General features: G+C 56.7%; 26 protein-coding genes. 14 read left to right on the forward strand and 12 right to left on the reverse strand.

Annotated features, from left to right (window positions below; all coding sequences use genetic code 11):
* The first annotated feature begins 10 nt into the window (after positions 1-10).
* The 5 genes from ACIROW_RS16370 (at position 11) to ACIROW_RS16390 (ending at position 4,532) form a co-directional block, all read left to right on the forward strand.
* A complete protein-coding gene (locus tag ACIROW_RS16370; RefSeq protein WP_402277411.1) occupies positions 11-595 on the forward strand; it encodes an SIS domain-containing protein in 585 nt (194 codons plus the stop codon).
* A gap of 22 nt (positions 596-617) precedes the next feature.
* A complete protein-coding gene (locus tag ACIROW_RS16375) occupies positions 618-1,556 on the forward strand; it encodes an NAD-dependent epimerase/dehydratase family protein (protein WP_402277412.1) in 939 nt (312 codons plus the stop codon).
* 1 nt (position 1,557) lies between these two features.
* Positions 1,558-2,142, forward strand: coding sequence for a D-glycero-beta-D-manno-heptose 1,7-bisphosphate 7-phosphatase (gene gmhB / locus ACIROW_RS16380; protein WP_402277414.1), 585 nt, complete (start codon positions 1,558-1,560; stop codon positions 2,140-2,142).
* A gap of 77 nt (positions 2,143-2,219) precedes the next feature.
* Complete coding sequence (locus tag ACIROW_RS16385) at positions 2,220-3,335, forward strand: glycosyltransferase (protein WP_402277415.1); 1,116 nt, start codon at positions 2,220-2,222, stop codon at positions 3,333-3,335.
* Between the two features lie 126 nt (positions 3,336-3,461).
* Positions 3,462-4,532: a methyltransferase domain-containing protein gene (locus tag ACIROW_RS16390; RefSeq protein ID WP_402277417.1), complete on the forward strand. Its 1,071-nt coding sequence runs from the start codon at positions 3,462-3,464 to the stop codon at positions 4,530-4,532.
* 64 nt (positions 4,533-4,596) lie between these two features.
* Here ACIROW_RS16390 and ACIROW_RS16395 read toward each other — a convergent pair whose 3' ends face one another.
* Both ACIROW_RS16395 and ACIROW_RS16400 read right to left on the reverse strand, forming a co-directional pair.
* Positions 4,597-5,523 (reverse strand): hypothetical protein, encoded by a 927-nt coding sequence (locus ACIROW_RS16395; RefSeq protein ID WP_402277419.1) that lies wholly within the window; start codon positions 5,521-5,523, stop codon positions 4,597-4,599.
* Positions 5,524-5,561: 38 nt separating this feature from the next.
* Positions 5,562-6,620, reverse strand: a complete 1,059-nt coding sequence (locus ACIROW_RS16400) for a glycosyltransferase family 4 protein (protein WP_402277420.1) — start codon at positions 6,618-6,620, stop codon at positions 5,562-5,564.
* Positions 6,621-6,845: 225 nt separating this feature from the next.
* On the opposite strand from ACIROW_RS16400, the gene glmU reads away from it, so the two are divergent.
* Entirely contained in the window at positions 6,846-8,204 is a 1,359-nt protein-coding gene (gene glmU, locus ACIROW_RS16405; protein ID WP_402277421.1) for a bifunctional UDP-N-acetylglucosamine diphosphorylase/glucosamine-1-phosphate N-acetyltransferase GlmU, read from the forward strand.
* Between the two features lie 37 nt (positions 8,205-8,241).
* On the opposite strand, the gene ACIROW_RS16410 is transcribed toward glmU, so the two are convergent.
* Positions 8,242-8,706 (reverse strand): Lrp/AsnC family transcriptional regulator, encoded by a 465-nt coding sequence (locus ACIROW_RS16410; RefSeq protein ID WP_402277422.1) that lies wholly within the window; start codon positions 8,704-8,706, stop codon positions 8,242-8,244.
* Between the two features lie 147 nt (positions 8,707-8,853).
* Between ACIROW_RS16410 and glmS the strand changes: the two genes are divergently transcribed.
* Together glmS and ACIROW_RS16420 are read left to right on the forward strand one after the other, a co-directional pair.
* Complete coding sequence (glmS, locus tag ACIROW_RS16415; protein ID WP_402277424.1) at positions 8,854-10,671, forward strand: glutamine--fructose-6-phosphate transaminase (isomerizing); 1,818 nt, start codon at positions 8,854-8,856, stop codon at positions 10,669-10,671.
* A gap of 187 nt (positions 10,672-10,858) precedes the next feature.
* Positions 10,859-11,293, forward strand: a complete 435-nt coding sequence (locus tag ACIROW_RS16420; protein ID WP_402277425.1) for a hypothetical protein — start codon at positions 10,859-10,861, stop codon at positions 11,291-11,293.
* Between the two features lie 247 nt (positions 11,294-11,540).
* On the opposite strand, the gene ACIROW_RS16425 is transcribed toward ACIROW_RS16420, so the two are convergent.
* The 5 genes from ACIROW_RS16425 to ACIROW_RS16445 all read right to left on the reverse strand — a co-directional run bounded on the left by ACIROW_RS16425 (position 11,541) and on the right by ACIROW_RS16445 (position 16,247).
* Positions 11,541-12,278, reverse strand: coding sequence for an amino acid ABC transporter ATP-binding protein (locus ACIROW_RS16425; protein WP_402277426.1), 738 nt, complete (start codon positions 12,276-12,278; stop codon positions 11,541-11,543).
* Between the two features lie 15 nt (positions 12,279-12,293).
* Positions 12,294-12,977, reverse strand: a complete 684-nt coding sequence (locus tag ACIROW_RS16430; RefSeq protein ID WP_402277427.1) for an amino acid ABC transporter permease — start codon at positions 12,975-12,977, stop codon at positions 12,294-12,296.
* A gap of 51 nt (positions 12,978-13,028) precedes the next feature.
* Positions 13,029-13,742, reverse strand: a complete 714-nt coding sequence (locus tag ACIROW_RS16435; RefSeq protein ID WP_402277428.1) for an amino acid ABC transporter permease — start codon at positions 13,740-13,742, stop codon at positions 13,029-13,031.
* Between the two features lie 181 nt (positions 13,743-13,923).
* Positions 13,924-14,814 (reverse strand): amino acid ABC transporter substrate-binding protein, encoded by an 891-nt coding sequence (locus ACIROW_RS16440; RefSeq protein WP_402277430.1) that lies wholly within the window; start codon positions 14,812-14,814, stop codon positions 13,924-13,926.
* A 110-nt stretch (positions 14,815-14,924) separates the two neighbouring features.
* Positions 14,925-16,247, reverse strand: coding sequence for an aspartate aminotransferase family protein (locus ACIROW_RS16445; protein WP_402277431.1), 1,323 nt, complete (start codon positions 16,245-16,247; stop codon positions 14,925-14,927).
* 199 nt (positions 16,248-16,446) lie between these two features.
* Between ACIROW_RS16445 and ACIROW_RS16450 the strand changes: the two genes are divergently transcribed.
* From ACIROW_RS16450 to ACIROW_RS16460, 3 genes are all read left to right on the forward strand, one after another.
* The gene (locus tag ACIROW_RS16450; protein WP_402277433.1) at positions 16,447-17,352 is read left to right on the forward strand and encodes a LysR family transcriptional regulator; all 906 of its coding nucleotides are present in this window, start codon (positions 16,447-16,449) and stop codon (positions 17,350-17,352) included.
* Between the two features lie 275 nt (positions 17,353-17,627).
* Positions 17,628-18,011 (forward strand): TipAS antibiotic-recognition domain-containing protein, encoded by a 384-nt coding sequence (locus tag ACIROW_RS16455; protein ID WP_402277697.1) that lies wholly within the window; start codon positions 17,628-17,630, stop codon positions 18,009-18,011.
* Positions 18,012-18,090: 79 nt separating this feature from the next.
* Positions 18,091-18,513, forward strand: a complete 423-nt coding sequence (locus tag ACIROW_RS16460; protein ID WP_402277434.1) for a hypothetical protein — start codon at positions 18,091-18,093, stop codon at positions 18,511-18,513.
* Between the two features lie 194 nt (positions 18,514-18,707).
* Here ACIROW_RS16460 and ACIROW_RS16465 read toward each other — a convergent pair whose 3' ends face one another.
* The gene (locus tag ACIROW_RS16465; protein WP_402277436.1) at positions 18,708-19,487 is read right to left on the reverse strand and encodes an AraC family transcriptional regulator; all 780 of its coding nucleotides are present in this window, start codon (positions 19,485-19,487) and stop codon (positions 18,708-18,710) included.
* A 96-nt stretch (positions 19,488-19,583) separates the two neighbouring features.
* On the opposite strand from ACIROW_RS16465, the gene ACIROW_RS16470 reads away from it, so the two are divergent.
* Complete coding sequence (locus ACIROW_RS16470; protein ID WP_402277437.1) at positions 19,584-19,838, forward strand: hypothetical protein; 255 nt, start codon at positions 19,584-19,586, stop codon at positions 19,836-19,838.
* Between the two features lie 158 nt (positions 19,839-19,996).
* Here the strand turns inward: ACIROW_RS16470 and ACIROW_RS16475 are convergent, their stop codons facing one another.
* A complete protein-coding gene (locus ACIROW_RS16475) occupies positions 19,997-20,428 on the reverse strand; it encodes an acyl-CoA thioesterase (RefSeq protein WP_402277439.1) in 432 nt (143 codons plus the stop codon).
* A 278-nt stretch (positions 20,429-20,706) separates the two neighbouring features.
* Here ACIROW_RS16475 and ACIROW_RS16480 point away from each other — a divergent pair, with 278 nt between their 5' ends.
* Both ACIROW_RS16480 and ACIROW_RS16485 read left to right on the forward strand, forming a co-directional pair.
* Entirely contained in the window at positions 20,707-21,204 is a 498-nt protein-coding gene (locus ACIROW_RS16480; protein WP_402277440.1) for a helix-turn-helix transcriptional regulator, read from the forward strand.
* Positions 21,197-21,604: a VOC family protein gene (locus tag ACIROW_RS16485; RefSeq protein ID WP_402277442.1), complete on the forward strand. Its 408-nt coding sequence runs from the start codon at positions 21,197-21,199 to the stop codon at positions 21,602-21,604. Before ACIROW_RS16480 ends, ACIROW_RS16485 begins: the two co-directional genes overlap by 8 nt.
* Positions 21,605-21,694: 90 nt before the next feature.
* Here ACIROW_RS16485 and ACIROW_RS16490 read toward each other — a convergent pair whose 3' ends face one another.
* Complete coding sequence (locus ACIROW_RS16490) at positions 21,695-21,985, reverse strand: putative quinol monooxygenase (protein WP_402277443.1); 291 nt, start codon at positions 21,983-21,985, stop codon at positions 21,695-21,697.
* A gap of 221 nt (positions 21,986-22,206) precedes the next feature.
* The gene (locus tag ACIROW_RS16495; RefSeq protein ID WP_402277444.1) at positions 22,207-23,130 is read right to left on the reverse strand and encodes a LysR family transcriptional regulator; all 924 of its coding nucleotides are present in this window, start codon (positions 23,128-23,130) and stop codon (positions 22,207-22,209) included.
* Positions 23,131-23,181: the final 51 nt, after the last annotated feature.

Consider the following 23,181-nt stretch of genomic DNA (forward strand, 5'->3'; position numbering starts at 1 on the left):
AGGAGTCCTCATGACACCCATCGAACGCTTGCATCGTAATCTGGAAGCATCCATCCAGGCCAAACGCGACCTCATGCAACATCAGGCCGCGCTTGCCATCTTTGCCAAAGCAGTCGACGCGACGGTGGCATGCTACCGGCAAGGCCATCGCATCTATATCGCCGGAAACGGCGGCTCGGCGGCAGATGCCCAACATCTGGCGGCGGAGTTCGTCAGCAAACTGGCCCGCGATCGAGCCCCCCTGCCCGCCGAAGCGCTGACCACGGACAGCTCGATCCTGACCGCGATCGGCAATGATTACGGCTTCGAGCATGTATTTTCGCGCCAGCTGAAAGGCAAAGCCGTAGCCGGCGACATGTTCCTCGGTATCAGCACGTCGGGCCAATCGCCCAATATTCTGAAAGCGCTGGAGCAGTGCCGTGACATGCAAGTCCCCAGCATCCTGTTTGCCGGACGGGACGGCGGTCCGGCCATGGCGTTGGCCGATTACAGCATTGTGGTGCCGGGACGAGCGACCAGCACCATCCAGGAGTTGCATATCGTATTAGCCCACACGCTTTGCGAGTGTGTGGAAGTCGCCATTTTTGGCGAATGAACCCAATAAAAGGATCTTCGACATGACCCACAATATTCTCGTCACCGGCGGCGCCGGTTATCTCGGCTCCACCATGGTTCCAGCGCTGCTGGCAGCAGGCCACAAAGTGACCGTGCTGGACAATCTGATGTACGACCAGGTCAGTTTGTCGCACGTCTGCCATCATGAAAATTTTTCTGTGGTGCGCGGCGACATCCGCCTGGAAAAAACCATGCTGCCGCTGCTCGCCAAAGCCGACGTGGTGATCCCGCTGGCGGCATATGTGGGCGCTCCTTTATGCAACAAGGATCCGATCGGCGCATCGACCGTCAACCATGACGCGGTACTGATGATGCTCAAGCATCTCAGCAAGGACCAGCGCCTGTTGATGCCGACCACCAACAGCGCCTACGGCACCGGCGACGAAAACAACTTCTGCACGGAAGAATCGCCCTTGCGTCCGATCTCTCAGTATGCAATCGAAAAACTGAAGATCGAAAATGCCGTCATGGAGCATCCCAACGCGATCAGCTTCCGTCTGGCTACCGTCTTCGGCATGTCGCCGCGCATGCGTATCGACCTGCTGGTCAATGACTTTACCTATCGCGCGGTTTACGATCGTTTTGTCGTGCTGTTCGAACCCCACTTCAAGCGCAACTACATCCACGTACGCGATGTCACACGCGCCTTCCTGCATGGCATCGAGAACTTCGACCGCATGAAAGGCCAGATTTACAACGTCGGGCTGTCCGACGCCAATGTGTCGAAGATGGAGTTGTGCCAGGCGATTGCGCGTCACGTTCCGGATTTCATCTTCCCGGAAGCCGCAATCGGCAAAGATCCGGATCAACGCAACTACATTGTTTCGAACGCCAAGATCGAAGCAACCGGCTTCAGGACGCAACATTCGCTGGACATCGGCATTGCCGAGCTGGTGAAGGGTTACACCATGATGAAGAACACCAAGTACGGCAACGTCTGACATGGCCGTGTCTTCCGTACAGACAGGGCGCGCCTGCGTGTTCATCGATCGCGACGGCACCCTGAATGTCGAAAAGAACTATCTGCACAAGTACGCAGACTGGGAGTGGATCCCGGGTTCGATGGAGATGCTCAAACTTCTCGGCGATGCAGGTTTTCTGGCGATTGTCGTGACCAATCAGGCTGGCGTGGCGCGCGGTTACTACGACGCTGCCGCCATTGAAGCGTTGCATGCGCGTGTGGACGAAGATCTCGCCGTCGCCGGCGCGCGTATCGATGCCTACTACCATTGCCCGCATCATCCTCTGCATGGCGAGCAGCGCGACTGCTTGTGCCGCAAACCGGCGCCGGGGATGCTGTTGCAGGCAGCCAAGGAATGGGACATTGACATGGCCGCATCCTGGATGATCGGCGACAAGCTGAGCGATATCGAAGCCGGCCTGGCCGCAGGCGTACGATGCATCATGGTGGAAACGGGTTACGGTCGCGCAGAAATGGAACATTGTCCGCCAGGCGTCCTGCTGGCTGCCGACTTTGCTGCGGCCGGACGGTTGATTCTGGAAGGCTCCGATGCGGTTTCTGCGTAAGCCGTTTATTTGTATGAAAAAAACCTGCCTGGGAAAATAAGATGTTGAATCGTTCTCCGACTACCGGACCGAGGATATTGGTCATCCTGCTGGACTTCCCCAACTGGCGTCTTGGGCGCAGTCTCGGCTATCCAACCCAGATAGGCGTCGAGCAAGCCTTGCGCAAGACCGGAGCGAACGTCAGCAGCATTGTCAGCATGCATGGCCTGGAATGCGATCACCCCGCCACATGGCTTTCCCGTGCCCGCGCGCTGTATGACGGCCAACAGTTCGATCAGGTGTGGATAGAATTGGTGCACACCACTTATGACGAAGCGTTCCTGCAATGGGTGTCGACACTGGCGCCGGTGCGGTTAGGCTTCGTCATGGAGTCCTTGCAATATGAACCCCACGTGTATGAAATGTCGCCGCCGCTGAAAGCGCGCAAGGAACTGGTGACAAAGCGCCTGAAGTACATGACGCACGTCTTGCTGGCCGATGAACAGGATGCCACCGACCTCAATCTGAGCGGTCAGATCAATGCCATGTGGTGGCCGCAGACAGTGCCTGCCGCAAGTATTCAGGCGCCGCCGCCGGTGAAGAATTCTCATGCGGTTTTCTACGGCGCGCTGTATGGCAACCGCGAGGGATGGCTGACACACCCGGCGTTGGCAGGTTTGCTGGTGCAACCGGGCCCTTCATTGGAGTACCAGACCCGTTATCCGGAGTTGTACGATCGCTTGCAACAACTCACCGCCGAGGCCCTCAATGAAGGTCTCCTGGTGAAGCAACACCATCTCGATCGCTACCTGTCCTTGCTGCGCCGCGTGCGTGAGGACATTTTCGGATTGTGGCTGGGCAGCTTGCAGCAAGGCTCCGCCGTCGTGAATTTACCCTCCTTCTTCCAAGGCTTCCCAGGACGCGTATACGAAGGCATGGCGGCAGGACGTCCGGTGATCTCGTGCATGGTGCCGGGCAGGCCGCGGACGAATGCATTGTTCACCGACAATCAGGACATTTTGTTATACGACCCCAATTCGCCCGAGCATCTGGCGGACCAAATCCGCCGCATACAGACGGATGCAGGCCTGGTCCGGCGACTGACCAGCAACGCCAGCCACAAGCTGAAGAACGCACATACTGCGGAAATACGCGTCCGACAGATCATGGATTGGCTGGAGAGTGGCGTGGAGGCCGATTTTGCTGCTTATTGAGCTCGTCGGCTGCTACAATTCCTTAAACGGTCATACTCAACTTAAGGCTGTCCAGCCCTGTTTGCTGTGTTCAGCGCCCTCTGAGATTGGATATCCTTTCTCAAAGTCTTTTTTATAGGAACTATCGTGACTGCAGAGAGTTTTTTCATCAAACCCGGTTATCGGGCGCGCACGCAACCTGAATACTATGCCGACATCCACGACGATGGCACCATTTGGCAACCTGACGTGTACCCGCTTGCGGCGACCCTGGCGCGTCAATATGAATGCAAGTACATCATCGATATCGGCTGCGGCCGTGCTCGAAAGCTGGCGCGGCTTTATCCGGAATTTGAGATTATCGGCCTCGACTTCGGCAGCAACCTCGCCCATTGCCGCCAGGAATATCCATTCGGCAATTGGATCGAAGTGGATCTGGAAGCGGGCACCAAGGTCAATCTTCCACCGGAAGTTCTGCAACATGCAGTGATCGTCAATTCAGACGTCATCGAACATCTGGTCAATCCAACCCAGTTGCTGGATCTGATCCGGTCATTCCTGGTGCATGCCAAAGTTGCTCTGCTGTCTACCCCTGAGCGCGACCTTGAGCGTGGTGTCCACGACTTCGGTCCGCCGGCGAATCCCAGCCATATGCGCGAGTGGAATCTGGACGAACTGGAAACACTGTTGAGCAGCGCCGGCATGCGCCCTGCATTTTGCGGTTTGACGATGAGCAACGACCGCGACCGCTTGCTGAAAACCTCCCTTGCCGTCCTTCCAGGCACGCGCTTGAATGCCGGATCCGTACGTGACCTTGGTAATTTCTGCGAACAATGGCTGCAGGCTACTCCGGAACAACGCGCCGCCGGAGAAGATCGGTACACGCAAGACCTGCGTCAACTGGAACGTGAAGTCAGCATGATCCAGGCACTGCAAGGCAATGTCGCGCCACAACCTTCATTGCTGGAAACCGGCATTTTGCACATCGACGCCGCACGGTATGAAACCGCATTCGAGGTCTTGACCGAAGCGCTGCAGAAGGAGCCGGAAAATTCGGACGTGGTGTTCCAATTGGGACGATTGGCTGCGATCTGTAATATGGATGAAGATGCCAAAGAGCTGTTTTATCAAGCCTCTTTGCGCAATTCGGAGATGGTGAAAGACATCGTCGATTTTTACATTCGACAAGTCAACAACGCCCGCAAGGGAAAAAACTGAGTTGCGATCGACGGTGGAACCGCGCTTCCACCGTCGACATTACCTTGCCGTTCATGCCTCGGCGTCAGGAATTGAAACGATGCTGCTCCGTCAGTGAAAGGCCGAAATCTTCATATTCGGCCAGCATTTTCAACTCGACCTGCTCCAACACCATCATATCTCCCACCAGCTTGTCCTCGTAGTATTCGCCCTCGAACATGCCGGGGAAGCGGATCATCGAAATCACCAATTTTTCCAGTGGCCCGGGCCCCAGATAATACGCGCCGCCCTTGGCCCACTGGCGCAAGAAAGGACGACCGTAAGTCTTCCGGTTGAGGACTGGATCCTGGCATTTGTTCCAATGCCAGTTCCGGTCATGCGTAACGCCGGAAACAGGCACGCCTGCATAGACATCAAGCTGGCGCAACTGCTCCAGTATCACTTTCGCGCGTGCAGGATCGAACAGGTGCTGGTCGTCATCGACCTTGAGAACACCGACGCTGTTGCCCAGATTTTCGTACACCCATGTGCATGCGGCAATCGTCTTGCGCGGCAGACTCTCGTAGTTGTCGGGACACGCGACCTGGATGGCGCGCGGATGATCGATCGGCGGCGTATCGGAGCCACTGATGACCAGATAGTCAATCGCCGCCTCATCATATTGACGCGCCAGCTGCAGCGCCTTGTCTTCGTACTTCTTGCAGCTGATGATCAGAGCGATGTTTCGCAACGGCGACGGCTTGCTGACGAGGTTTTTGTACTCGGCAAGAATATCGCCGTTGTACGGAACTTGCGCCAATGCGTTGCGCGCGTGATGAATGGCAGCCGGCATGTCTCCGTACAACTTGCTGATCTGTGAGCGCTTATATTCAATTGCCCATAAAAATCCGGAAGGAATGTAAGCGTTGTCCAGTTCGATCTGACGACACTCTTTCAGCAAGCTCTGCGCATTGATGACATTGACCGGAATCTGCAATAGCGTAGAAATGCGTTGGTTAAAATCGAGACTCATGATTTCCCTATTTCCCTGATGGCGTCCTGGACGGACCGCTAGTACCCAAGTTTCTTGATTTCTGATTCAGTGAACACCCTGTGAATGATGCGCTCGAATTCGTCAGCCCAATCATTCGTCAGGTTTTTCAAGAGCAGGCTCTTGCCGGCCCTGGTGAGATTTTTACGAAATTTTGCGCTGGTGAGCAGGGCGCTGAGGTTGACAGACAGCATTTCAACATTGCCTACCGGATGCATCATCACATTCCGGGCATGCCGCAAGCCGATATGGCGATAAGTTTCCAGGTCGGAGAGACACACCGGCACTTCCAGTTCGAACGCTTCCCAGATCGTCAGCGGCTGCGATTCGCTGTCGCTGGCAAGCACGAACAGATCGGCCGACGCCATATAGGACAGCGCCACGTCATTGGGCAGTTCGCCCAGCATGCGATAGCGATCCGGGAAGGAGTCCACCAGTTGCTGCGCACCTTCGGGCAATTGCAGGTACTTGCCGATGAAGATGCATTCGATCTGGTTGCGCAGTTCAGCTTCCAGGCTCTCGACCGCCATGATGGTGTCGAACACGCGCTTGCGCGGCTCGATGGTGCCGATCGATACGATGCGTTTTTTACCGGCCGGCTTTGGCTCGGGCTGCAGGTTTTTCTGGCGATAGATCGCGTCATTCCAGAACGGCAGCACGTGCAACGTAGCAGGACTGTCGAACAGGAAGCTACCGTATACGATGCGCTGGAATTCGGTCTGGCACACGATGTGCGACGCACGCTTGAAACCTTCCGCCAGCTGCGGAAAGCGCAAAATCATGTCGCGGCCGATCTCGGCTTCGTGAAGCCACCAGATCACCGGGACCTTCGGCGCCGCCGCAGCGACGTGGGCGCCGGACAGCAGCGTGTTGGCGATCAACAGATCGATGGCGCCGGCCTGGATATCCTTGACAATGGGAATGCCTAGTTCTTCGAACTTCTTCTTGATCTCGCCTTCGCCTTCGATGCGTGACATTACGGATACTTCATGGTTCTGCACCAGGCGCTCGGCCAGGCGCAGCATCGCAATGCTGGCGCCGGTGGTGTAGAACTCATCGTTTAGCAAGAGAATCTTCATGCACTGCCTTTAAACCGTCTTTGTTGTTTCTATCCGTCGGCGCCCGTCCATTCTTGAGGCGCACCGGATGCGATTTGACCCAGACATCATCATAATTATCGGGCGTCAATCCAAAGGGCCGAGAACATGCAGAATTAACCCTCAGCTTTGTATTTGAGGCGATTCCGCCAATCCCGGCTCCGACATCCGCATGCTAAACTTTCGCCTTATTTTCGAACGCCACTCATGAACATCGTCATCCTCGCCGCCGGCATGGGCAAGCGCATGCAATCAGCGCTGCCGAAAGTACTCCACCCCCTCGCCGGCAAGCCATTGCTGCGCCATGTCGTCGATACCGCCAAGACGCTGGCGCCGACGAAACTGTGCGTGGTCTACGGCCATGGCGGCGACGCCGTACCTTCCAGCTTTGCTGACGATACGCTGTCCTTCGCGCTGCAGGAACCGCAGCTCGGCACCGGCCATGCGGTCGCGCAGGCGCTGCCTTTTATCGACGACAACGCGCCCACGCTAGTGCTGTACGGCGACGTACCGCTGACCACCCCGGCCACGCTGCAACGCCTGCTGGCCGCCGCCGGCAACGACAAGCTGGCGGTGCTGACCATCACCGTGGCGGACCCGACCGGCTACGGCCGCATCGTGCGTGAAAACGGCAAGATCACCCGCATCGTCGAGCAAAAGGACGCCGGCGAAGCCGAACGCGCCATCTGCGAAATCAATACCGGCATCATCGCCGCCCCGACCGCGAAGTTGCGCAGCTGGCTGGCGGCACTGTCCAACGACAACGCCCAGGGCGAGTACTACCTCACCGATGTCATCGCCGCGGCGGTTGCCGACGGCGTCGAAGTCGTCTCGGCCAACCCGGCCGACGTCGCCGAGACATTGGGAGTCAACAGTAAGGTGCAACTAGCCGAACTGGAACGCGCCTATCAGCGCCGCGTCGCCAACGCGCTGCTGGAACAGGGCGTCACGCTGCTCGATCCGGCCCGGCTGGACGTGCGCGGCTCGCTCACCTGCGGCCGCGACGTCAGCATCGACGTCAACTGTATTTTTGAAGGCAGGGTCGAGATCGAAGACGGCGCCGTCATCGGCGCCAACTGCATCGTCAAGGACGCACGCATCGGCAAGGGCGCGCAGATCAAGCCGTTCTCGCACATCGACGGCGCCGTGGTCGGCGCGTCCGCCCAGGTCGGCCCGTACGCGCGCCTGCGCCCGGGCGCCGAACTTGGCGAAGAAGTACACATCGGTAATTTCGTGGAAGTGAAGAAGAGCCGCATTGCCGCACGCAGCAAGGCCAACCACCTGGCCTACATCGGCGACGCCGTGATCGGCTCGGGCGTCAACGTCGGCGCGGGCGTGATCACCTGCAACTACGACGGCGTCAACAAGTTCGAAACCATCATCGAGGACGACGCCTTCATCGGCAGCGACAGCCAGCTGGTCGCCCCGGTGCGCGTCGGCAAAGGCGCCACCATCGGCGCCGGCACCACGCTGACCAAGGATGCTCCAGCCGGCCAGTTGACGCTGTCGCGCGCCAAACAGCTCTCGCTGCCGGGCTGGACACGCCCGGTCAAGATCAAGAAATAATCCTGGACGCACCCCGCCCGGATCGCCCCGAACCTGTTCAGACGGCGATCCGGGTCTCGAACTTGCTGCGGTGAATCGAAAAGTAACTGCGCACGTTGCGCACGTTCTGATGCGTGGCGAACAGGCGATGCGCCAGCCCGTGATACGCCGGCATGTCCGCCACCTGCACCACCAGCACGAAATCCGGCCCCGGCGACACGCGGTAGCACTGCAGCACCGCCGGCTCCGCCGCCACCAGCGCCTCAAACTCCACCTGTTGCTCATCGCCCTGCCGGTCCAGCGTGATCTCGACGATCGCGGTCAGGGCCGGCCCCAGCTTTTCCGGCGCCAGAAGCGCCACCTGGCGCGTGATCACCCCCGCCTCCACCAGCCGCTTGACCCGGCGCAGGCAGGTCGGCGGCGACGCATGCACGTGTTCGGCCAGCTGGAAATTGGTTTGAGCAGCGTCCTCCTGCAAAGCATTCAGGATGCGACGATCCAGATCATCGAGAGCAATAGTCATTAGATAAAATTATCCATTTAATTTGAAATATTATTTCATTACCGATATTGAAAGCAATAATAGACCAAATATTGACAAATTTAGAAATCTTATTTCAATCACGCTAGCCTAAGATGACGCCATTCACCCAATTCTGAAAGGCAGCATATGTGCGGTATTGTCGGCGCGGTTGCGCAAAAGGACGTCACTCCCATCCTGCTCGAAGGCCTCAAGCGCCTCGAATACCGCGGCTATGATTCCTGTGGCGTGGCAGTGCACATGGACGGCAAGCTGCAGCGCTCGCGCAGCACCGCACGCGTCGCCGAGCTGCAAAAGCAAGTCGCCGAAACCCACCTGGCCGGCTTCACCGGTATCGCCCACACGCGCTGGGCCACGCACGGCGCACCCGCCACGCACAACGCCCACCCGCATTTCTCGCGCGACCGTATCGCGCTGGTCCACAACGGCATCATCGAGAACTACGAAGAGCTGCGCAAAGAACTGCAAGGCGTCGGCTACGTGTTCGAAAGCCAGACCGACACCGAAGTCATCGCCCACCTGGTCGATCACATGTATACCGGCGACCTGTTCGAGACCGTGCAGCAAGCCGTGCGCCGCCTCACCGGCGCCTACGCCATTGCTGTCTTCTGCGTCGACGAACCGCACCGCGTGGTCGCCGCGCGCCAGGGTTCGCCGCTGATCGTCGGCGTCGGCGAAGGACAGAACTTCGTCGCCTCCGACGCCATGGCGCTGGCCGGCACCACCGACCAGATCATCTACCTGGAAGAAGGCGACGTGGTCGACCTGCAACTGCAACGCTACTGGATCGTCGACGCTGCGGGCAAAAGCGTCACGCGCGAAGTCAAGACCGTGCAGGCCTACACCAGTGCGGTCGAACTCGGCCCCTACCAGCACTACATGCAGAAGGAAATCTTCGAGCAGCCGCGCGCCATCGCCGACACGCTCGAAGGCGTCAGCGGCATCATGCCGGAGCTATTCGGCGACGGCGCCCACAAGGTGTTCAAGAGCGTCGATTCCATCCTGATCCTCGCCTGCGGCACCAGCTATTACTCCGGGCTGACCGCCAAATATTGGCTCGAGTCGATCGCCAAAATCCCGGTCAGCGTCGAGATCGCCAGCGAATATCGCTACCGCGACAGCGTGCCGAATCCAAACTCGCTGGTCGTGACGATTTCGCAAAGCGGCGAAACCGCCGACACCCTGGCCGCGCTCAAGCACGCGCGCTCGCTGGGCATGCAGCACACTTTGACCATCTGCAACGTCGCCACTAGCGCCATGGTGCGCGAATCGCAACTGGCCTACATCACGCGCGCCGGCGTCGAAGTCGGCGTCGCCTCGACCAAGGCCTTCACCACCCAACTGGCGGCGCTGTTCCTGCTGACGCTGGCGCTGGCGCAAACCCGCGGCCTGCTCAGCGACGAACAGGAAGCCGAACACCTCAAGGCCATGCGCCACCTGCCCGCCGCGCTGCAAAGCGTGCTGGCGCTGGAACCAAGCATCGCCGCCTGGGCCGAAGCCTTCGCCCGCAAGGAGAACGCCCTGTTCCTCGGCCGCGGTCTGCACTACCCGATCGCCCTCGAAGGCGCGTTGAAGCTCAAGGAAATCACCTATATCCACGCCGAAGCCTACGCCGCCGGCGAACTCAAGCACGGTCCGCTGGCGCTGGTCACGGAAGAAATGCCGGTGGTCACGGTCGCGCCGAATGACGCGCTGATCGAAAAGCTGAAGTCAAATATGCAGGAAGTGCGCGCGCGCGGCGGCCAGCTGTACGTCTTCGCCGACGCCGGCTCCAGCATCGCCTCCAGCGAAGGCGTCCACGTCATCCGCCTGCCGGAACACTACGGCCTGCTGTCACCGATCCTGCACGTGGTGCCGCTGCAATTACTGGCGTATCACACGGCGCTGGCGCGGGGGACGGATGTGGACAAGCCGCGCAATCTGGCTAAATCTGTGACGGTGGAGTGAGGTTGCACAAAATTGGTGACTACAATGAATAAAGTTGGTCGGGCCCGAATAAAGTTGGTCGGAAATTGATTCAGCTGCGCCGCTTCAAAAGTTAAAAGCCACTTGTACGAGTGGCTTTTCTTTTGCGACACTTGCAACATTCCGTCCGCAATCGGCCAGAGGCGGCCATCCTGAGAACGAGAATGAAATGAATGCAGGAATATGTTTCACCAAGATATGGTCGGATGACGATCTCCTGGAACTACGAATCGAAATCAATGAAGGCCGCTCCCGATTTCAGACTGAAGTCTATGCAGGGCACGAACAACTAGGCCAGCTTGTTTTAGCCTTGGAGGTATTCAAGGGGGAGGCTCCTGGCACCCAATATGACTTACGGTTCGGAGAGTTTGATCCGCAATTCGCTGCAGGGGCTTGTCATTTTTTGCTGAAATTCAATGCGCGGGGGGTGCTGATCATCACCGCACATTTGCAGTCGCAATTTTTCGACTTTGACGGGAAGAAAGTTGCCAACGAAGGAAAACTTCATCTGCGATCCCATCCAGCGCAACTAGATGATTTTTTACGAGGTTTGGCAGCAATTCACAATCAACATAGTGATACCGCAGTGTTGAATATCGAGTGACTGCAACCGGCCAGGAGCAGTCGTTGAACAATTTAGGCTCGTGGAAAATACGCCATTGCTGACTATCGATAATGGTGCATTTTCGCTAGTGACCACGAATAGCGCGGATTGCAGTTTGGTATTATTTGACATCTGCAGTCGGTCAAAAACAGCCCTCTCATTTAGGAAACCACACCATAGGAACATGACCGAGAGAAGTGAGCTTGGAGAATATCACTACGTCTACATTCAACGACAGACGATTTTCTCAATGAGAGACCTGTGTCACAGATAAGAAACGCCGTACTCTAGCACTGAGGTCGTTGGCGGCGCCGAAAAAATGTTCTTTGCTGCAGTCTTCGACGATTCTCCCCTCCTCCATGAAAATAATCCGATCGGCGACTTGCCGGGCGAAACCCATTTCGTGGGTCACGACCAACATCGTCATGCCCGCTGCGGCCAGTTCCGCCATCACATCCAACACCTCCTTCACCATCTCGGGATCAAGGGCAGAAGTTGGCTCGTCGAACAACATGATGTCGGGGTCCATGGTCAGCGCTCTTGCAATGGCAACGCGCTGCTGCTGCCCACCGGATAGTTGGTGCGGATATTTGGCCGCGTGAGCTGTCAGACCTACACGTGCCAGCATTGCTCTACTACGTCCCGAAGCTTCTTCATGTGAACGCCGCAGTACCTTTCGTTGAGCAAGATTGAGATTTTCCAACACACTAAGGTGACCAAACAATTCGAAGTTCTGAAATACCATCCCGACGCGTCGTCGATGCGCCGCGCTGCGCAGCATATTTGAGCTGACGGCGATTCCCTGTATCGAGATACGCCCTTGATCGAACGGTTCCAGACCGTTGATCGTCTTGATGAACGTAGACTTTCCTGAACCGGACGGTCCACAAATGACCACGACGTCGCACCTGTCGATGCGAACGGAACAGTCGCTGAGAACCTTGAAATCGCCATACCATTTCGACAGATTGTCTATTGCAAGCATGAATTTTCCTTGTAGTTAAACGCGTGCGGTCTTTTTTCGAAACAACCGGACTGCGCTTTCGGCTATCGCCACACTGATCACGAGATAAATCGCCGCGACGAACAGATACGGCTCGATCAGGCTGCCGTCGCGCTCACCGATCTTGGCAGCAGCGCCCATGAAATCCGTGACCGAAATCACATAAACCAGCGAAGTATCCTGAAAGAGGACGATGATCTGGGTCAGAAAGATCGGCAACATATTGCGCAATCCTTGCGGCAATATCACATAGCCCATCGTCTGCACCGGATTGAGACCGAGCGCGAATGCAGCAGAGCGCTGGCCTGCAGATACCGAGCGTATGCCCGAGCGAACAATCTCGCAGAAGTAAGCCGATTCAAACAGGCTGAACGTGACCATGGCCGTTTGTTTTCCATCGACCTTGACGGGCGCCCCCGCTCCCAAGAGAAACTGCAAAGCCAAAGGCATCAGGAAGAATATCCAGAACAGCACCAGAATCAGTGGAATCGACCGCATGGCGATGACGTAGGTCGAGGCACAGCGCGCAACGAGCCGCACCTTGGATTCTCGCGCCAGCGCCAGCATGAGGCCGAGCAGCATGCCGATTACTGTCGCGACCGCCGTCAGCTGCAACGTAAAGGCGAAGCCATTGGCAATGTAGGAAATATTGTCGGAAACGATCCCGAAATCCAGTGTCATATTGAATATCCTCTCTGCCTGCGCAAGCGTGCGTTACGGCAAATACAGCAGTTACGCCGTTTTTCTCGGTTCGAAACGCGCCATGACAGCATAGGCAGTCAGCGCGATGGCGATGTAGACAATGGTGGTCACAATGAACGCCTCGAAATAGGAAAATGTGGTCTCTCCGATTTCACGCGCACGAAATGTCAGTTCTGCGAAGCCGATGGTCAGTGCAATAGATGAATTCTTGATCAGGTTCATCAACTCGCTGGTCAACGGTGGAACGATCAGGCGCATCGACTGCGGCAGCAACACGTACCGATAGATCTGTACCGGATGCAATCCCAGCGCCATGCCGGCGCTACGCTGGCCACGCGACAGTGATTCAATGCCGGAGCGCACCTGCTCTGCCACCCGCGCCGAGGTAAACAAGCCCAGGCAAACTGTCACGGCGGTGAATTGCACGTACGTGGCGTCGGTTCTCACTACCACCGCCTTCACGCTGTCGAACATTTCGGGGAAGACGAAATACCAGAGGAATAGCTGGACCAGCAAGGGAACGCCGCGAAACAAGTGCACATACAGATACGCGGGCATGCGTATCCCAAAGATCAGGGAAGTGCGCGCCGCGCCGACGATCACACCCAGCACAAAGGCGATGATCCAGCTCGCGGCCGATACGGCCAGCGTGGCGGCAAAGCCTTTGACAAAAAGAATCCAGTACGCTTGGCCGGCGTCCGGCGATATCTGGAAGAAAACGTTCCAGTGCCATTGATATTCCATCGCTTATCCTTTGCCATATCCGAAGTAACGCGTACTCGTAAGCGATCATGCATCGCCTCTCGGAATATCGGGCACGAGCTGCAAGTTAAAGAAGAAATCAGGGAAGCATTGAGGCAGGCGGCAACATGGATGAAATCGCGTTGCTGATACCGCCTGCGGCGGCCTGAACCAGGCTGGCCTGTTACACGCCGTGACTGTTTGGTGCAGCCATCAGTTTTTCCAGCTCGGGCGACATGGGAATGCTGAGATTGATGTTCTTGGGAGGGATCGGCGCGTTGAACCACTTGTAGTAAGTCTTCTTGAATTCACCGTTGCCGAACATGCCGCCCAGCACGTCATTGGCAAATTTTTTGAATTCATCATCGTTGCGGCGGATCATGAGACCGTAGGGTTCTTGCGACAGCAACGGGCCAACCACCTTGGTGCCGGCAGGATTGCGCGACATCGCGCGGATGCTGTAGAGCAGAACGTCGTCTGTTGAGAACGCGCTTACCCGGCCGTTTTGCAGCATCAGGAAACTTTCCGCGTGGTCCTTGCCGTAGACAAGACTCAGATTGAGGGAGCCGGCCTGATTGGCTTGCTGGACCGCTTTTATATTGTTCGTACCGGCGGTGACCGCAATGGCTTTGTCTTTCAGGTCGGCAATGGAGGCAATGTTGCTGCTGGTCTGCACCATGATCCGCGTACCGCTGACGTAAGTCGTATTCAGAAAATCGACTGACTTTTGCCGTTCCAGCGTGTTGGTGGTGGAACCGCACTCGACATCGACAGCACCATTGACCAGCAAGGGGACCCGGTTGGATGCAGTCACGGGTTCGAATTTCACTTTCAGGGAGGGCAGGCTCAGTTTGTCGCGCACGGCGGCAGCGATCCGGTTGCAGAGGTCGATGGAGAAGCCGACCGGATTCTGATTCGCGTCGATATAGGAAAATGGAATCGCGCTTTCGCGGTAGCCAAACACGATCTCTCCGGACTGCTTAATCTTTTGCAGCGTGCCGATGGATTGGGCCATCGCCCCCGATGCTGCCAACGCACAGGTAAAAGTAAATGCTGCAAGACGAATTGAAACCATGACAGTGCTCCCCATGAAGTGAGTTTAAGACGCGACAATCTGGACGAGCCACATGAGGTACAGAGGTGGCGCGGCATTCGACAGCAATTTGCAACAGGTTCGGGGCGGGACTAGCAGGCACCAGCCATCTTGTCGAGGCTTTCTCGCAGGGCACGATCCAGAATATCCACTGCCTGATCGATCTGCTTGTGCTCTACCGTCAGCGGCGGCGCAATGCGCCACACGGATCCGCGTTCCGGACGGCGCCGGATGTTCATGCTCAGTCCCAGTTCGAAGCAACGCTGAGTGGTTAATGCACCCAATTCGTGCGCCGGATTGCGTGACTCCCTGTCGGCCACCAGTTCCACGCCCAGAAGCAAGCCTTCACCACGCACGTCGCCGATGCTTTCATAGCGCGTTTGTAGTTCCAACAGGCGAGAACGCAGATAAGAACCGGTAGACTGCGCGCGACGAATCAGATCCTCATTGCGAATCGTATTGAGCACTGCCAGGCCCACGCGCGCAGGCAACGGGTCTGAGACGTGACTGGTGTAGAAGGTGAAGCCGCGCTCATGCACAGCCTGTTCGATCTGCGCTGTCGTGACAGTCGCCGCCAGCGGCAAGCCGCCACCCATGGTCTTGGAGACAGACATGATGTCCGGAACAACGCCGAACAGGTCTGAGGCGGTGCGTTGACCGATGCGGCCGAACGCCGTTTGCGCCTCGTCGAAGATCAACAGCATGCCGCGTTCGTCCGCGGCTTTGCGTAGCGCCTGCATGTAAGACTTGGGAGGTACCAGCACGCCGCCGGCGCTGATGATGGGTTCGATGATGATCGCAGCGGGACGACCAGAGGAAGCCATGTCGAACATCTTCAACCCGATTTCCAGACAGGTCAGCGCCGACTCTTCTCCATTCATGCCCTTGATATAGGGACGATAGTCATTCGGTTCCGGCAACACATAGACACCTGGCGTCGACACGCCGTAACCTTTGCGATCGCTGGCAAACGACACGCTGCTCGATCCGCCGGTGACGCCATGCCATGAGCCGCCTACCGCCAGGACTTCATAACCACCGGTGTACATCTTTGCCATGCGCAGTGCGATCTCATTGCTTTCCGAACCGGTATTGACGAAGATGGACTTGGTCAGAGACTCCGGCATCCAGTCTTGCGCCATGGTGGTCGCCAATTCGGCGACCACCTCTGGAATCATGCCGCTGAACATGTGGAACGCTTCTTCGCCCGCCTTTTGCACCGCTGCGACGATGGCCGGATGGTTATGCCCGATGGTGGCGCACATCTGCCCCGAAGTGAAGTCAAGGATCTCGCGACCGGTATCGTCGATGACCACCGCCCCCTTGGCCGAACGAAACAGATTCGGAAACGTATCGCCGCCATAGCGCACCATGAATTCTTTCGCAGCGAAATGCAGTTCTGTCGATGTTGGCATCGCTATTCCTTTCAAAAAATGGTTTGATGAGATGAGTTCTGGTTGCACAGAATTTGCTTAAGTATTACGTTGAGAATGCAGAGCGTCCAATGCAAAGTGCAGCATCGCCGTCATGTTCAGGACGCATCGCGTGATCGCAAATTCACATGGCCGAAATCGGCGGATCTGGACGTAAGATAGGTAAGGGAGGAAGGCAATAATGGATATCAAGTGGTTCCAGGATTTTCTGACGCTGTCGGAAGTTCTCAATTTCACGCGTGCGTCCGAGATCAGAAATCTTTCTCAGGCAGCGTTCAGCAGACGCATCGGTTCTCTGGAACAGATGCTGGGCGCCAAGCTGATCGACCGCAGTTCGTACCCGACCAGGCTGACCCCGGCCGGAGAAAAATTTCGCGGCGTCGCGGCGCAGATTGTCAGCCAGATAGCCGACGCCAAGGCCGACCTGGCCGGCAACCAGTCGCGCGACAAGATCAAACTGGCCATGCCCTATGCGCTGGCGACTACCCGGCTTCCTGGATGGTGGGACAGCTGGACCAGTGGCCAACCGCTGATCTGTGCGCTGGAGACCGGCAACGTGCACGACATCGTGTCGTCGTTCATTGCCGGCAATGTCGATCTGCTCATCTGCTTTTATCATGCAGCGTCACCTATCCAGATCGATCCTCTGCTATTTGAAAGCGTCGAATTGGGTCGAGAGCGCGTACGTCCGTACGCGTCGCCCGCCTTGATTGAAAAAATCGGAATGCACGCTTCGCTTGGTAGTGCAGGCAACCCTGCACCCTTGCTGATGTACAGCTCCAGCGTGTATTTCGCGCGCGTCGTCGATCAGATCATCGAAGGATCTGAAGTCAAGCTGGAAGGCACGCCCATGTTCGAGACAGAGATGTCGGATGTGCTGGGCGACCTCGCCTCTCAGGGACTGGGAGTTGCGTGGCTGCCCGACAGCTCGTTCAGTCAGCACCGTCATTGGAGTCTTGAACCGGTCGGCGACGGGGCGTGGGATACGGAAGTCTCCATCCTCGCATTCAAACCGAAGAACAATTTACGGCCGCTGGTGGTTAGAATGTGGCGAGAGATTCTCAAGTACAAAGAAATGCAAGCCTGACCATTGCCCGGGACGGGCAACAGAATCGCCCTGCCTGGATCATCAAGGGCGCCATCGGCCAGTAGCAGCCATCCAATACAACAATATCGTGTAGCGTCGATGTGTTTTCTTACCTGGAGGGGGAAGAGAAAATGCTGAAGGTTTTTGTCATTTGGGGAACAGACCTTTAAGATCCCGTTGCTCTCCTAGTTATGCGTCGCTATGATGCCCGCAATCGCTACAAGAAGGATTTTTTCTTGGAGACTATGAGTAGAACCGCTTATCACCCCAAAATAATGACGACACAAAACACAAGCCCTCAATACTTTCAAGAATGCCGAGATGCACTCGCTACAGAGCAGGCCGCGTCCCTATCCGCAACTGACAACTGGTCCCATGTAGATAAAAATAAGGTTCATCAAGATTGGGACGTTCTATATAAAGAGTTAAGCCCACTAATTCAAGATTCTGACGCTACCTCACCGGAGGTCCAATCGTTAATAGAGCGTCACTACAAAACTCTCTCCCGTTTTTATACTCCCTCGAAGCAAGCCTATATTGGGATTAGTTTGTTTTACGAAGAGAATGAAGATATGCGGAATTTCCACAATGCATATCATCCTGCTATGGTTAGCTTTCTTGGCATAGCCATTCAACACTATTCGCATCAGTATCTCTAAGAATTAGTGCGCCCGGAACATGACTGCACGGTGTCCGCATCCGGCCAGAAGCGGTCCTTAAATCTTATGATTAGCCAACATGAAATTTGAACCAGTTAAACCTAAGCTTGAGTTTGCAGAGTTGCCAGCTGGCTTTAGTTATCCCATGAGCTTTGATGCCTACTTGGAAGCGCATCCAAAGTTTGAGGCGGAGTTGGACCCTTGGGGGGCGACAACAGATACTGAATCCAACCAGCGATATTCAGAACGATACGGATTACCTTTAGTGAAGTTTGCGCAGGCATGGCATGAAGACATGATTGCTTGTTTCGTAATAGGTACTGGGGACGACCCAAAGGTTATGGTGCTCAATCCGTGGGCGCAAACGCTCGTTGATGACGAGTGGAGAGAGACAGGCCAAGTGCTCGAAGAACTGGCGAACTTCGATGCTTGGCTGGAGTGGGCTCGTAGTAGCGAACTGGTAAGAGACTACGCTGAACACCGGGTTCAATACGGAAGGTAAATCTTAAGCCTGCTGACGCTACTCACCCGTCTCGAAGTTTCTTTAAGAATTATATTGGCGCGGTCGCGGCGAAGGTGTAACGCCATCAACAAGCCGGGACGGGAAGTCCGCTTCCGGCCAGGAGCAGACGCTGAATTTGAAAGAATGTCGCCGCTCGCCAACATGGCATCTTGTCGCTAACAGCCGCACGACATTCAACGCATCAACGTATCGTAGCGTCCCGGCGTAACACCGAAAGTGCGTCGGAACAAGGCTATGAAGGCACTCACGTTGTCATAGCCCAAGTCCAGAGCAATCGACGTCACCGGCTTACCGGCTGCCAGCAGTTCCAATGCTCGCAGCAGACGCACGCGCTGGCGCCATCCCATGAAACTGAATCCCGTCTCTGCCGTGAAACGACGTGTTAGCGTACGCGGCGCGATACCGGCCCAGTTGGCCCATTCTTCCATCCGACGTTCGTCATCGGGACGATCTGATAGTGCGCGCGCAATCTTCAGCAACCGGGCGTCCTGCGGCATGGGCAAACCCAGTGCCTCATGCGGCGAGATGCGAATCTCGTCGAGGATCACACCAGCCAGTCGCAACTGCGCCGCGTTCAGCGCCTTGTCCTTCCATGATGCAGCGCGCGCCACAGCTTCGCGCAACAAGCCGGAAACTGCCAGGATGCAGGGCTTGTCGGGTAGTTCAGCACAAGCAGGCGCCGCGACATAGATACTCCAACCAGCGAACGGCCCGTGCGAGCGCAGCCCATGCGGCACCTCCGGTGGTATCCAGACCGCGTGCGTGGCGGGCACCACCCAGCGGCTGTTACCCGCGTCGACCGATAGCAGCCCTTGTGCGGCACCGAGCAATTGTCCGCGCGCATGGCGATGGCGACGGGTCATGCGCACCGTTCCAGACTGCTGCGCCACGGCCAATAGTAGCGGCTCTCCGGTAGAAGAAGCTTGTTCGAGCGGTATCAAAGTGGCAGTCATTGTGGCCTTGAAAGACTATTGAATGTCCTTTATACCGCACATTGGTCATTGATCGCCACGTACGATGATCCCGTTACCACTACTTAAGGAGTTCCGATGAGAGCCGAAGACCTGTTACCCGATCACCAGAATAAATTCCAATTTTCAGATGGCACCATCATCCGCAAGGGTACCGTCGGTGCTTTTCTGGTCAACGCAAAGGTATGGTGCGATCCGGCGGCTGACCCTGCGCAGCGAGCAGTTGCCGAACGTGACCTCCTCGACTCCTTGCCGGCGCTGCGAGCGCTGGGATTGTTCGAGGTACTTTCGATCAGTGACGATGCTTTACGCGATTTCGTGGAGAGACATTGATGCGTTTGGAGTTGCTCACCTGCTATCGGCCAGAAGCTGACGCCGCATGAGGGGCTCGCACGATCGTGACGGACGCTTTCGCCAGACGTTGGAAGACGGATCAACTGAGGCTCGTCATTCTGCAAGCGAATCAACAGATCACGCTCCAGCGTCGCTGCTCACTCCACTTCCATTTCAGCCAACGCCTCTGCCACCGCATCGGGCATGGACGGACGGCCGTTGACGAAGCATGTCGCAACGAACGTAGCATCTGCAAAAGGCACTCCGTCAACTTTGATCTGCTGGAAAAAATTGACGCGATTGCGCTTTTCATTTCTTTGCAGCTCACACGTGACCTCCACCTTATCCCCGCTCTTCAGGCTTTTACGGAAGCGCAAAGAATATTCAAGCACCATATACAGCTTTCCTTGCTTGAATTCCTCTTCGATATCTATTCCAAGCCCTTCTTTCATGAATGCATGGCGAGTCCACTCCATGTAAAACGGGTAATAGAGGCCGTCAACCACGCCTTGAAAATCGATATGAGCAGGATCTACTTCGAAGTGCTTTGTGAACATACATTTAACCCAATCTGGCAGTGATGTTTTCAAGATAAAAATCGAAACCGCCCGACTCACTCCAGGCAGCACTTGGCAGATTATTGATGATAGAGCTTCTTTTTTTTTGACAACGCGCTGACAAGAACAAAAAAATCTGCCCCCAGCTCTTAAAATGCAAGATCCGGGGGCTTCCGATCCGCCTTCACGTCGTATCTTTCACAACGCCGGCCGGACGTATCGATGCGTCACTCTTTGCAAGCCCGACAAGTGCAAGGTGACTATTCATTGGCCGCTGCGGCGGTGTATGCAGGAGAATTCCCGACAATAAAATGAGCAACGAGCCCGTCATCCAGAGCCCTGAGTTATTGCGCCGCCTGCTTCGCGCCAAGGACCGCATGGACGCCGCCTCGCACGAAGACTGGCCGGTTGAACGGCTGGCAAGTGTCAGCCACGTATCCCAAGCGCATTTCGCACGCGCCTTCAAGGAAGCCTTCGGCACCCCGCCGCATCGCTATTTGCTGACCCGGCGCATCGAGCGGGCAGTCGCCTTGCTGCGCGACAGCGAACTTTCGATCACGGAGATCGCCTTCCAGACGGGCTGGCGCAGCCTCGGCACGTTCGGGCGCGTTTTCCGCGAAATCGCCGGCGAAAAGCCCAGCACGGTACGCATGCAGGCGCGGGCTGCCGCGCAAGAACTGAGCAGCGTTCCTGCCTGCATCGTCAGCGCCGCCCACCGTCCCGATCTCAAGACCTCAGTTTTGGAGAAGCGGCGCCAGTCGGCCGACGGTATAAAGGAGACCCAACCAAAGGAGATCGACAATGAGTGATGGTGTACAAGTAACGGGTCTGTACGTGCGGGACCAGGATGAAGCGCTGGCGTTTTACGTGGACAAGCTTGGCTTCGGCGTTCATACCGACGTCAAGAACGGCGACTATCGCTGGTTGACCGTGCAGCATCCGGAGCAGCCAGGTTTTCAGCTGGGCCTGTTTACCCCCGGGCCGCCGATGCACGATGCCGCGACTGCGCAGACGCTCAAAGCGATGGTGGCCAAAGGCGCGATGCCGCCGCTGGTGCTGAGCGTGCGCGATTGCCGGGAGACCTGCGCCAGGATGAAAGCGCAGGGCGTGGAAATCACCCAGGAGCCCGTGGAGCGTTACGGCACGGTCGACGCGGGTTTTCGCGATCCGTCGGGAAACGGCTGGAAGGTGATTCAGGAACGGCGCTGAACTGAGCCAACCAAGGCTTTCAGAAATGCGCTGCGAGCTGGGAGCGGAGCCTTGCGCAGCTCCCTCCCGATCAATCCGCGTTCATTCTTCTCAGGCAATCTGGGTCAGCTTGCGGATCTGGATCTCGGCAATCCCTCCCACCGCAGCGACAAGCTCCTGGAAATGTGGCGTCGACTCATGCTCTGTCAGCGCAGCCGCGTTCCGCCATTCTTCCAGCATCACAAAGGAATCGGGATTCCCGTTGTCGGCGTGCAAATCATAGCGATGGCATCCGGCTTCGGCCCGGCTTGGCGGCACTACCTTCTCCAACGCGGCTTTCAACGTGGCGCCATGGCCCGGCTTGGCCGTCAGCGTGGCGACAATGACTAATTTTTGATCCATTTTTCCCTCGCACAAGTAATCAAGCCACGTACGCTATCCTATTTTTGCAAACGACGTACGAGGCTTCGGCCCCAACTGGCTTGGTGCCGGAGCGCACCCTCTGGCTGGACCAAGGAAGTAATCTGATGTCAGCGGCACAGTCCCCGGTCAAGATGCGGATCTGCAATTCTTGTTATCCGCGCGATTTTGGCGCGATTTTGGCATGATTATTGGCGTGATTACTAACGCATCCCTTTGTCGATATCCGCCTTCAACGTTTTCATGCTGCTCTCTTCCTTTGCCTCCGCCGCGCGGGAAATACACTCCATCAGCGTGGACACCACGACGCTTGGTGTCGGCGTAACGCGCTGCAAAACGCCGATTTCCCTGAAGAACCCCTCCCCTTCCAGCGGCAGGACACGCACTTTCCGGATAGAGGCGCCGGCGGCAAGGTCATAGGGAATGATCGCCACGCCCAGCCCCTTCCTCACCATCTCGATAATGACCATCGGCTCATCCAGCTCCATGGTGTCATTCACCTGCAAGCGCGTGCGTTTCAGATAGCGGTCGACCAGCTGTCCGCCGTACGACCTGCGGCTGTAACGCAAAAACGGATACGACTCCAGCAAGGACTTGATCGAGGTCTCACGCGCCGAGGTGGGGGCGATGACGACATATGTTTCGCGCAGCATGGTCGTCCATTTCAAGCCCTTGGTCATTTTCAGGTTGGGCCGGATCATGACCGCCAGCGACAAGTCGTTGCTGTCGATCTGCGACATCAGTTGCACCGAGGTCCCCGGCACCACGTTCACTTCGACCAGCGGCAACTCCTTGCAGAAATCGGCCAGCACCGCAGGAAGCAATCCGAGCTGCACGGTGGAGATCGCACCGATGTCGATTTTCCCTCGCGTGGCAGCGATCTCCGTCTGCCCCTTCATGGATTCGAAGAGCCGCACGATTTCATCTGCTGTGACAAGCAACTGCTTGCCGTGCTCGCTGACAGCGACCGTCTTTCCCACGCGAGTGAAAAGCTCGCAGTTCAACTCATCTTCAAGTCGCCTGATTTGCATGCTCACCGCCGACTGCGTCAAACCGAGCCTGGCGCCCGCAGTCGAGAAGGAACCGAGCCGTGCGGCGGCGATGAATGTCTTCAGATAGCGAATCATGCTTATGAAAAATATGAATATGAAAGACGAAAATACAGAATTTTACATTAT

Origin of the sequence: Herbaspirillum sp. NPDC101397, from assembly GCF_044767325.1 — a bacterium.
In the GTDB taxonomy this organism is placed as follows: Bacteria; Pseudomonadota; Gammaproteobacteria; order Burkholderiales; family Burkholderiaceae_D; genus Herbaspirillum.